The following is a 9,610-nucleotide window of genomic DNA, read 5'->3' on the forward strand; positions in this document are numbered from 1 at the left end:
ATACCATGTGGTTTGAAATCCTGCGAATAAGCGAGTATTCGTGAGCATTATCTATTAAACTGAGGGAGTTCATTAAGGATGGTCTTTATACCATTAGATTATCAAATAAAATTCCTGAACAAATTAACGTCATCCCAATAATAATATGGACTTTTTTTTCATTTACTTTTGAATTCTCTAAAATAGTGAATATGATCCCAATTACGCCAATAAATACAACACTTCTTATAAAATAAGATGTATTTACAAGAAAAAGGTTAGGAAACTTCTGATAAAGACCAGATGTAACACCCATAACAAACAAAAAAAGAGGAATTCTTAATTTCCAATACATTTCTACACCTCATTTAATCAAGGAAATTATTACTTTATTTTATCATTGACCAATTCATAAATAAGTTATTGAAATCCATATCTCCAATAAGAACTTTTTACCTTCTAACGAATACCGAATATTCCATTGGATTTTCGAATCCTAATCTTTCAGCCAGCTTTATCGACGCAAAGTTGTTAACAACACAGTCCCAATTGGGTTTCAAATTTCTTTCAATACAATGTCCAATGAATATTTCTGCAACATTTTGAGCTAAGCCCATTCCTCTATACTTATTTTGAGTTGCAATATCAATTTCAGCAAATTGTGATGAACTGAATATAGATGTACACTCACTTACAACGGTATCATTATGTAACAAACAATAACCAAAACCATTCTCAAGAAAATTTGATACTGAACCCCAATATTCATTATAATAAGATTCATTAAATTCCAGACTTTCAGTAATTATTTTTTCATCTATTCTCTTTACTATAAAATCATTGGGTGATTTCCCCTTTTTTATTGTTGAATATGTATCCTTATTAAAATGAAAAGAATATCTCTGCATTTGTCTTAACTCATTTCCAAACAACTTATTTATAACTTGATCCCATTCTTTTGATGGAGAAAACAAAGTGAATCGCATTTTTTCATTTTTTCTACTTCTAAAAATTTTAAAAAATATGCTGTCAAGACCATTGTTCCTTTCGTCTCCACCAACAACAAAAATACCTGAATCAGTTCCAACAATAACTGTTCTCTTTAATTCATCCATATAAACCTGTCCAGGAATATAATTATTTAATACAGAGTAAGCAAATGTCGGATAAGTTTTATTATCCTTATTTTCCAGTAAATTTATGGCCTTTTCAAATTCATTATTCATACACTGGTCCCCTTTTGTTTTACTATTCCTCAAACTTTTTGTACATTCCTTCTCACTAACTTGCCCCCGATAGTCCTTGATGAAAGAATTCCGAGGCAACCTCCCTTTTTGAGGAAATCTTATTTTTCACAAGAAAAAATCAAGAATAGTGGAATTCTCATTCGACGTTTATATTCACTTTCACTGCTAAATTCCTCAACTCTTGGAGTGCCTTCTCTAATATCTTCAATCTTGAATCCAGCTAGCTTTAAAAGTTGATAATATTCTTCAAAAGTTCGATGATATTTAACAACCCTTTTATCAATCCAGGGTTCTATTCGTTCGCCACTATTAAAATAATCATCCACGATCCAATCTGCTTTTAAAGAAGAAGCTACTGCACTTTTTATTGATGAAGTTAATACAGGATGCTGAACACCCCCTACTTTAAGGGAACTTCGCTCAAATCCTCAGGAATAACGAGTGTTTCTTTGTAAATAATAAGGTTGTTAAACAATAAATTAAGGAGGAGTTGTATGCAACAGGATCAACAAGCTAAAGCGAAATTGGGTTCTATTATGAAACCACAATTTTCCGGAACAGATGCACGAAAAGTAAAACAAGAAATTCAAAAAGATGTAAGCGAAGGACAAGGTGCAATGACTTCCCGAGAGGCAGGAGCAATGCGCGATTAAAAAACCACTTTGAGTGGTTTTTTATTTTTCTGCTTCAATTAAACACTTTACATCTCTCATTTCAATTTGATGGAGTTGCTGCAAACTTAATGATTAAGCACGGTTGGTTTGAAAGACCACCTCAAGCCATTGACCGTGAATATGTAGCTAAAGAAGTAAAAAAATAAATATAGCAGAGACATCTAGCTCAATACGTGAACATAATGTAAAAAGTTCAATATTAATCCTGTTAAAGCAAATAATAGTCCAATGTAAAACGTCCAAGGATTATCCTCTTTTTCAGAATCAAAGGTCACGTAAGTAATAAAACCCAATAACAAAGATACGATAGGAATAATTATATACTGTGGCCCAAAAATAAAGGACACTAGACCTAATAATAGAGTTAGCATCCCATAAGGATTTTGTCCTTTTATAGTATTTAAATGCTCAATTTCCTCCGGGGTCAGGCCTTCGTGTTCGTACTTAGTTATTATTCGTTTAAGCATCCCTTGCACCATCCCTTGAAAAATGATGTATATAACAAAATCAAACTTACCATAATTGTGAATTATTGGTTATCTCGATTTGTAAAAAAATTGTAGTAACATCACCGTACCCTCTTACAACTTCCCTTATATGAAGGAGCTCTTTTTCAGACAATGTATTTCAACGAACGGACCCGTTACGTTAAGTGTATTAAATCCTAAACTTAGCTGGTTTTGTTTAATAAGAGAGATGTTCTCAATACTAATTTTCATTTATTACAGGAATACTGCCCCTTTAGTTCCATAAAGAAAACGCTGCCTTAAAGACAGTTCTGATCTTTAGCTAACGCGTCTACAAGTTGAAGAAATAATAGTCAATAGCTATCCAATAAAAGAGTAATGCACTAATAAACCAAATTAAGTAGTCCTTACGCTTTTTGTCTCTATCTCGTTCATAACAACAGTTTAGAAACTCATTTTACCATAAAAATCCAACAATTGGGTTTAAATATCATTTTACTATTCTCATTGTTTAGTATTTATTGTACAGTTCGAATACAATATGCTTGTTGAACTATCCTGCCCCTAGTTCCATAAGAAAAGGAGCTGCTGGTTTTTTCGTTAAGCCTTTATCGCTTCCACTGTTGAAGACCGCTATAATGCCATACGTTTCGCCGCCTTTTTTATCCATTTGCTTTATCATCTCTTTAGCAACAGCGCATTTGTTCTTATAGGAATGAATATTCATTCCGTTTGTTGCGAAGCTACCCGAATCAAATGACTCTAATAGCATTCCATGCGCTTTCTTCAAGTTCTTTTAATAATTCCGGTGTCTCTGCTAGTTTCCCTGTCTCGATCATCTTAACTAACATTACAATTGGTCCATAAACCATCGCAATTAATGCAGATGACGGTAAGGGGCGAATATATCCTTTTTCCTTTCCATCCTCTATTACTCTTATAATGAAGTCCAGAAAGTCATTAAACGTTTCTTTACTATTCTCATCCAGATAATAACCATCATCATGAGAATTTATAAATATAAAAGCATTCACATTTTTTCTTGCAAAATCAAATATTCTAATTAAAATGTGGGTAAACTGCTCACGTATTATTGAATTAGAAGGAAAGTCGGTTCTTATGGCTTCAGAAAACTGAAGAACACATTTGATAAATAAAGAATTAACAAGGGATTCTTTATTGGCAAAATAACGATAAATGGTCCCAGCGCCCACTTTTGCTTGGTCAGCTATCATTGGTACTGTGGTTCCATCATAACCACGTTCCGCAAAAAGTTTCATAGCTGCTTCAAAAATATCATCTTGTTTGTTTTTGGACATTTCTCTCACCTCATATTAGGAATGAATATTCATTCTGTTTTAATTATAGTTTAAAGTTGTTAAAAGTCAAGTAGTTTGAAGCTATGAACAGAGGTACTGTCAGAAAATGCGGATTTACAACCAGTATCTATATAATCAAAAAATAATTGTTGGATTTTCCCTTGCTTAGAATCGTTACACCAATCTTGTATACCCATATCTTTTACCAGACCTCTTGTAAGTGGCGAATAGCTATGAAAATGTGCATTTATTAATCCTGGTAAAATTAGATAGTTCGTACAATCAAATGTCTCCTCAGAATCTATTGTTGATTCGAAATGAATTGTTCCAGCAGTAATATAAAGGTCGCCTTTTTCAAATTTCATTTCATTACTTAAAAAGGTTACATTTTTTAATAACATTATAAATCTCCGTTCTATCTTTATGTATTTATTAAAAGTAAAGTTTGATCAAAAATCTCCTTTAACCCTTAAAAAAACAGCAAATAAAAAATCGTTATTCTGAAAAAGATTGATCATTTCTTATTGAACTAAAGCACCCCTTAGTTCAACAACAAAATTTATTATTATCCTATTACTTCTCCCAAAGCTCAATACGTCTTCCCTCTGGATCTTCAATCCAAATAAACTTTCCAAATTCATTAATCGTCTTTTCCATAACAAGGGGAACGCCCATTTTTTCTAGATGTTTGATACTGTCATCCAAATTTTCAACTTGAAAGTTTAACATCACTTGTTGTTCTGTTGGAAAATAGGGGTCATTTTCAGAAAAGAAGGAAAAGATAGTTTCATTGCCTGATTGTGGTGTAATAATGGTACCATTCCAATTTTCAATTTCAATTTTCAGGACTTTACTATACCATTTTTTTATATCCTCTAGATTTTTAGTCCTCCAAAAGATTCCCCCAAAACCCTTTATTATCATAAGAATCTCCTTCCTATCCCGTTAGTTATTTATTTAAATTCTAGTTTTGAAAGTGAATTCCTTCTTTCACTAACCTTCCCCGTCAGCCATTCATGAAGCGCAAAAATCAGCGCTTCACCACAGAGAATGAAAATTGGTCTCTATATCGATACTGTTTTAATGGCTGGTGAAGAAGGTCATTGAATTTATGGTGCCTTTGAGCCATCCGTTAGTCACTCCAACGACCACGGTGTACCACCGACTGTGACACTTCTTTGGAAATTAAAAATTCGGAGCTAAATCTTTTGCTTGTGCAATAGCATTTTCTTTAATTTCTTGTGCTTTATCAGGCATTGCCGCATGTCCTTCAACGAATAAACCTTCAAAAGAAGGAACTCCGAAGAATTGCATAATGATATTTAGATATCGGTGACCCATTTCCATTTCAGCTAATGGCCCTTCGGAAAAAATACTACCGCGAGCTTGAATATGTATGGCCTTCTTATCAGTTAAAAGGCCAACCGGACCTTGTTCAGTGTATTTAAATGTTTTACCAGCAACAGAAACTGAATCAATATATGCTTTCAATACTGGTGGGAATGAAAAATTCCATAAAGGTGTTACAAATATATATTTATCGGCAGCTATAAATTGCTCACATAACTCTGAGAGTCGGCCAACTTTTGCTTTCTCTTCCGACGAAAGTTCTTCAAACCCCTTTCCAGATTGAAGTTTCCCCCAACCACTGAAAACATCCACATCAATTTCAGGAATATTTTCTTTATAAAGGTCAATGTTTACAATTTCGTGGCTAGGATTTACTTCTCTATAAGTTTCAATAAATGCTTTTCCAACAGCCATACTGTAAGATTGAGTGTCATCATGAGGATGAGCTGTAATGTACAATACCTTTGTCATTTTGTATCTTTCCTTCCCTTCTACATCTTTGAACATTCTAGTTTGTGTAATAAATTAACATTTTATACAATTACCTCGTGATTAATCTAATGCCTAAGGTACAAAGTGTATAGAAAATAATAATCAATATATGTTAAAAATTTTCTAGTCTGTTTAGTGAGTGTATAGTTAGGAATCTTAGGGGGCAACAATTATGATTAATATTAGGCCTGATGTGATAAATGTTAAAGACGTTTTCAAAAAATAATTTGTATTAAATTTCTTGTCCTTAAAATCATTAATTAAGCCTATAACCACAGACAAAATAATTAAATCAGTGACATTCATACATCTTAACCTTCTTTTTTATTTTCAGCATAAGCTAAAAAAATTCTATTTCATATATAAAAATATTCCCACCTTGTTGAACTATCCTTCCCCTTTAGTGCATAAGAATGATAGCACGGATGCAGGAAGGGGAATTCGAGTATTAAATTTCAAAATATCCCCATATTTAATTATAATAATTAATAAAGTTTTTTTAAAAATAAGGGGGAAAGATTTTTGGTTAATTATATTTGTGAAACATGTGGAGTCCAATATGAAGGTTCTAAAGAAGTACCCAATCAATGTTTGATTTGCGGGGAAGAAAGACAATATATTAGTCCAAAAGGGCAAACATGGACAACATTAGAACTGATGAAAAAAGATGGAATATTTAAAAATTCTATTAATCTTGACGAAGAGGGGTTATATAGCATAAATACTAGTCCGAGTTTTGGAATCGGACAAACTGCTTATTTAATACAAGATAAGAATTTTAATTTATTATGGGACTGTATAACATATATTGATCAAGATACGATTACCCAAATTGAAGATTTAGGTGGAATCGATGCTATAGCATTATCTCACCCTCATTACTTCTCTAGTCAAGTGGAATGGGCCGAAGCTTTTGACACTCCGATTTATATTCATGAAGATGAAAGAGACTGGGTAACGAGGCCAAGCGAAAAAATCATTTTCTGGTCTGGAGAATCGCTTGAATTACAGGAAGGTGTCATCCTTCAGCGAATTGGCGGACATTTTAAAGGCGGCACCGTTTTAGAATGGAAAAATGGAAACAGCCAGAACGGAATTTTACTGACTGGGGATATCATTCGGATTGTTGCTGATCGTCAATGGGTAAGTTTTATGTACAGTTATCCAAACTTCATCCCAATGCCAAGTGTAACAGTCGAAAGAATCGCAAATCGGGTTATTGAATTTAACTTTGGCCGTTTATATGACGCATTTCACCGAGTAATTAAAGAAGATGCCCATAACCAAGTTCAAAAATCTGCAGCTAGGTATGTTAAAGCACTAAATGGAACATTGTTTACTACATAAATACAAGTACGATAATTAATAATAAATCAAGGATATTTTTCAATTCGTCTACCGAAATGATTTAACTTTTTTACAAACAGAAATGCTAATATCCGAAATCATAAAACGTTTTTCTCAAACCAACAAAAGCCACCAAATTGGTGGCTTTCTTATGCTACTAACGCCCTGTTGGAATATTGAAAAAAAGAAGCTATCCTTTTTGGACAGCCCCCTTTCCGCTAATTAATAAAATTTCTAGTAGAGCTCGATATCATTATATTTGTCACTTCAGAATGTTACCATCTATACTTCAGAGAAGGTATCTCCAAAATGAATTGTGGTTTTCATTCTTTGAAAAAAACTATGAGAATACTGCAATTTTACGTGCGATAGATTCTGTTAAACGAGATGCTACTTTTGGAACAGCCCATTTAATAATTGGTGTTAACACCGCACCAGATAATCCGCCTGCATGGATTTCCACCGTACAAGTCATTATTGTTTTACCATTAACATCTTCTGCAGTAAAGTGACCGCTTCCTGTAAAATTATCTGATAAACCTTTTAGTTCAAACTTAATATTTGAAGGTTCATTCCATTCGGTAATATCTACCTGCGCTTGTATTGTTTTTTTAATACCTTTCACACTACCTTCAAATGTCCAAATAGATTGCTTGTCATTTATGATTTCATGTTCTTTATAGGCTGGTACTGTCGTTGCCCATTTTTCGAGATTACTGACATAATCCCAAACTGCTTGTACATCTACTGGAACTACTACAGTATGCGTTCCCGTTGCCATTATGATCCCCACCTTCACTATGTATGAATTGTAACTTTACATTTCTACAATATAATTATTACATAAAAAGCATAAACTTACATCACTAATTACATAGCTTTCCTTCTTCCAATCCTCCAATTATTTGTAGAATCAAGTTTTTCCGATCCTCCACAATCCTGCCCTTTAATGGAATAACAGGACTGACGTTTTTAAACGACTTTAATGTCACTTAACAGTATTCCTTATGGAACTATCCTACCACAAGAAAAGGGCTGCCTCAGTTGGAGTAAGCACCCATTATAAACATACATCAGATTTTCCCATAAAAATTACCAGCTATTTATTAGAAGCTATAGAACATTATAAAAGGGTATGATTTATCTACTTTAAGGAGGTTTTCTAACATGACCAAGAACAATCAACAGCAAAAACAAATAGACACTCAACTACCTGGTGCAAACTTTACTGATACTGAATTAGGACAAGAACTTGCAAATATTCATCAAGAAGTTTCTCAATTAATTCAAACCGTGTCTCAATTTCGAGATTCTCCACAAGGTGCCCAAGCAAATCAAGCTTCAAACTCATCAAAAAAACAGATGGAATCATTTAGTTCTCAAGCTCAACAACAAATGCAGAAAACAGATCAACAAAGTCAACAAGAAGAAACTCCAAAAGAAAAACACAATATAAGAGATTATGATAGAGCATGGGAAGATGACCGTCTTTAATAGAGGGCATCTTCCTTTAATTCATTGACTCAAGTCCTTCATTTCTTCTTTCACTAACTTATCCCGTTTTTGCTTAAGAAAAGGAGCTTCTGATCAGCTCTTTGTAATATAGTAAAGCACCCGTTAGTTGAACAAAGAGCAATCACCTTATTCAGCCATAGGTCTCGTGCCATTCATTTTTAAAGTCTATTTATCAATAAAGTCTATGTTATTGTCTAGACACCATTTAATCGCAATTTGTTTATATCGTTCGTCACGATAAGAATACCATTGGTCCTCCATTTCAAAGTCAATGATTTTGTCCTTAAATCTTCTAAAAGCACCCTTCCCCTTAATTGAACTTAATAATTTATCTTGTTTTCTTTCATCACTAACAGTAAAACAAAAATCTTCTATGATCTCATATTCATTTACTTCATATTTTGTTGGGAGTTCCTTGTAATTCTCAAAGTTTTCAAATACATCATTAGCAACTTTTCTATCTTCTTGTTCCCACTCAGGTAAATGCCCGAATTCTTCTTCATCTTCAGCTGCTCTCAAGTCATCCAAAGTTACTGAAATGATTTCACCAGTTTTTACATTTAAAAATGTCCGAGACTCATCAAACTGCATTTCCAATTCTTCAATAATGGCCTGAATCTTTACTGGATTTTTCAATTATTGATCACCCTTCAACTTTTTACTAATGCACCTGTCAGCATTCCTGTAGCTCGTTAAATATCAGGTTTTAAAAAAATAGAGCCCCTCAGTAAGATACGAGTATAGAGACCAATCTAACTCAAAGCCTTAAGGAGGAAGCCCTACTATGAATTTTAAAATGCAAAACAAACAAAATCAACTAATTGAGAGAATTACGGATCAACATCTAGTTGTTGGTGTAGATATTGCCCAACATGTACACGTGGCCCGTGCTGTAAACTATCGGGGCATTGTGGTCGGGAAACCTTTGTCTTTTGAAAATAACGAAGAGGGTTTTACTAGCTTACTAAACTGGATCAAGGAACTAAAACACATGAAAAACTTAGACACCACGATAGTCGGAATGGAACCTACCGGTCATTATTGGATAAACCTCTCAAAGTGGCTAGTCAAACAAAACATAGATGTCGTCACGGTCAATCCTCACCATGTCAAAAGAAACAAAGAAAATCGTGATAATACGCAATCCAAAAGTGATAAAAAAGATGCCCTTGTCATCGCTGATATGGTGAAGAATGGCTACTATGCCTTCGTTCGTTCCA

15 protein-coding genes are annotated in these 9,610 nt (G+C 33.6%); 4 read left to right on the forward strand and 11 right to left on the reverse strand.

Annotated features, from left to right (window positions below; genetic code table 11):
• Positions 1-85: 85 nt before the first annotated feature.
• The 3 genes from N9I19_RS22900 to N9I19_RS22910 form a co-directional block, all read right to left on the reverse strand.
• Entirely contained in the window at positions 86-334 is a 249-nt protein-coding gene (locus N9I19_RS22900; protein WP_284469618.1) for a hypothetical protein, read from the reverse strand.
• 97 nt (positions 335-431) lie between these two features.
• Positions 432-1,205, reverse strand: a complete 774-nt coding sequence (locus N9I19_RS22905) for a GNAT family N-acetyltransferase (RefSeq protein WP_317779079.1) — start codon at positions 1,203-1,205, stop codon at positions 432-434.
• 119 nt (positions 1,206-1,324) lie between these two features.
• Positions 1,325-1,552 (reverse strand): SAM-dependent methyltransferase, encoded by a 228-nt coding sequence (locus N9I19_RS22910; protein ID WP_284469616.1) that lies wholly within the window; start codon positions 1,550-1,552, stop codon positions 1,325-1,327.
• 168 nt (positions 1,553-1,720) lie between these two features.
• Between N9I19_RS22910 and N9I19_RS22915 the strand changes: the two genes are divergently transcribed.
• The gene (locus N9I19_RS22915) at positions 1,721-1,879 is read left to right on the forward strand and encodes a hypothetical protein (RefSeq protein WP_176432076.1); all 159 of its coding nucleotides are present in this window, start codon (positions 1,721-1,723) and stop codon (positions 1,877-1,879) included.
• A gap of 182 nt (positions 1,880-2,061) precedes the next feature.
• Here the strand turns inward: N9I19_RS22915 and N9I19_RS22920 are convergent, their stop codons facing one another.
• The 6 genes from N9I19_RS22920 to N9I19_RS22945 all read right to left on the reverse strand — a co-directional run bounded on the left by N9I19_RS22920 (position 2,062) and on the right by N9I19_RS22945 (position 5,507).
• Positions 2,062-2,367 (reverse strand): cell division protein FtsK, encoded by a 306-nt coding sequence (locus N9I19_RS22920; RefSeq protein WP_317779080.1) that lies wholly within the window; start codon positions 2,365-2,367, stop codon positions 2,062-2,064.
• Between the two features lie 553 nt (positions 2,368-2,920).
• The gene (locus N9I19_RS22925) at positions 2,921-3,139 is read right to left on the reverse strand and encodes a hypothetical protein (protein ID WP_317779081.1); all 219 of its coding nucleotides are present in this window, start codon (positions 3,137-3,139) and stop codon (positions 2,921-2,923) included.
• Positions 3,120-3,686, reverse strand: a complete 567-nt coding sequence (locus N9I19_RS22930; protein ID WP_089364942.1) for a TetR/AcrR family transcriptional regulator — start codon at positions 3,684-3,686, stop codon at positions 3,120-3,122. The genes N9I19_RS22925 and N9I19_RS22930 overlap by 20 nt, the downstream gene beginning before the upstream one ends.
• Before the next feature lie 59 nt (positions 3,687-3,745).
• Positions 3,746-4,087, reverse strand: coding sequence for a hypothetical protein (locus tag N9I19_RS22935; protein ID WP_317779082.1), 342 nt, complete (start codon positions 4,085-4,087; stop codon positions 3,746-3,748).
• A 172-nt stretch (positions 4,088-4,259) separates the two neighbouring features.
• On the reverse strand, positions 4,260-4,607 hold the full coding sequence (locus tag N9I19_RS22940; RefSeq protein WP_317779087.1) for a VOC family protein: 348 nt from the start codon (positions 4,605-4,607) through the stop codon (positions 4,260-4,262).
• 264 nt (positions 4,608-4,871) lie between these two features.
• Positions 4,872-5,507 (reverse strand): FMN-dependent NADH-azoreductase, encoded by a 636-nt coding sequence (locus N9I19_RS22945; protein ID WP_317779083.1) that lies wholly within the window; start codon positions 5,505-5,507, stop codon positions 4,872-4,874.
• A 543-nt stretch (positions 5,508-6,050) separates the two neighbouring features.
• Here N9I19_RS22945 and N9I19_RS22950 point away from each other — a divergent pair.
• Complete coding sequence (locus tag N9I19_RS22950; protein WP_317779084.1) at positions 6,051-6,875, forward strand: MBL fold metallo-hydrolase; 825 nt, start codon at positions 6,051-6,053, stop codon at positions 6,873-6,875.
• A gap of 340 nt (positions 6,876-7,215) precedes the next feature.
• Here the strand turns inward: N9I19_RS22950 and N9I19_RS22955 are convergent, their stop codons facing one another.
• Positions 7,216-7,656, reverse strand: coding sequence for an SRPBCC family protein (locus tag N9I19_RS22955; protein ID WP_317779085.1), 441 nt, complete (start codon positions 7,654-7,656; stop codon positions 7,216-7,218).
• 386 nt (positions 7,657-8,042) lie between these two features.
• On the opposite strand from N9I19_RS22955, the gene N9I19_RS22960 reads away from it, so the two are divergent.
• On the forward strand, positions 8,043-8,369 hold the full coding sequence (locus N9I19_RS22960) for a hypothetical protein (protein ID WP_289319599.1): 327 nt from the start codon (positions 8,043-8,045) through the stop codon (positions 8,367-8,369).
• 186 nt (positions 8,370-8,555) lie between these two features.
• Here N9I19_RS22960 and N9I19_RS22965 read toward each other — a convergent pair whose 3' ends face one another.
• Positions 8,556-9,026 carry a UPF0158 family protein gene (locus tag N9I19_RS22965; RefSeq protein WP_089364935.1) on the reverse strand — a complete coding sequence of 157 codons (471 nt, stop codon included), beginning with the start codon at positions 9,024-9,026 and terminating at the stop codon, positions 8,556-8,558.
• A gap of 148 nt (positions 9,027-9,174) precedes the next feature.
• Between N9I19_RS22965 and N9I19_RS22970 the strand changes: the two genes are divergently transcribed.
• Positions 9,175-9,610 (forward strand): IS110 family transposase (locus N9I19_RS22970; RefSeq protein WP_317779086.1); only part of this gene is annotated, 436 nt, incomplete at its 3' end.

The organism is Peribacillus sp. CSMR9, assembly GCF_033141925.1.
GTDB lineage: Bacteria > Bacillota > Bacilli > Bacillales > DSM-1321 > Peribacillus > Peribacillus simplex_A.

What these genes read in the sequence shown, in the direction of transcription:
- N9I19_RS22955 (WP_317779085.1), bottom strand. Translation starts at nt 7,656, where the DNA reads ATGGCAACGGGAACGCATACTGTAGTAGTTCCAGTAGATGTACAAGCA.
- N9I19_RS22905 (WP_317779079.1), bottom strand. Translation starts at nt 1,205, where the DNA reads ATGAATAATGAATTTGAAAAGGCCATAAATTTACTGGAAAATAAGGAT.
- N9I19_RS22925 (WP_317779081.1), bottom strand. Translation starts at nt 3,139, where the DNA reads ATGCTATTAGAGTCATTTGATTCGGGTAGCTTCGCAACAAACGGAATG.
- N9I19_RS22930 (WP_089364942.1), bottom strand. Translation starts at nt 3,686, where the DNA reads ATGTCCAAAAACAAACAAGATGATATTTTTGAAGCAGCTATGAAACTT.
- N9I19_RS22915 (WP_176432076.1), top strand. Translation starts at nt 1,721, where the DNA reads ATGCAACAGGATCAACAAGCTAAAGCGAAATTGGGTTCTATTATGAAA.
- N9I19_RS22935 (WP_317779082.1), bottom strand. Translation starts at nt 4,087, where the DNA reads ATGTTATTAAAAAATGTAACCTTTTTAAGTAATGAAATGAAATTTGAA.
- N9I19_RS22960 (WP_289319599.1), top strand. Translation starts at nt 8,043, where the DNA reads ATGACCAAGAACAATCAACAGCAAAAACAAATAGACACTCAACTACCT.
- N9I19_RS22945 (WP_317779083.1), bottom strand. Translation starts at nt 5,507, where the DNA reads ATGACAAAGGTATTGTACATTACAGCTCATCCTCATGATGACACTCAA.
- N9I19_RS22920 (WP_317779080.1), bottom strand. Translation starts at nt 2,367, where the DNA reads ATGCTTAAACGAATAATAACTAAGTACGAACACGAAGGCCTGACCCCG.
- N9I19_RS22900 (WP_284469618.1), bottom strand. Translation starts at nt 334, where the DNA reads ATGTATTGGAAATTAAGAATTCCTCTTTTTTTGTTTGTTATGGGTGTT.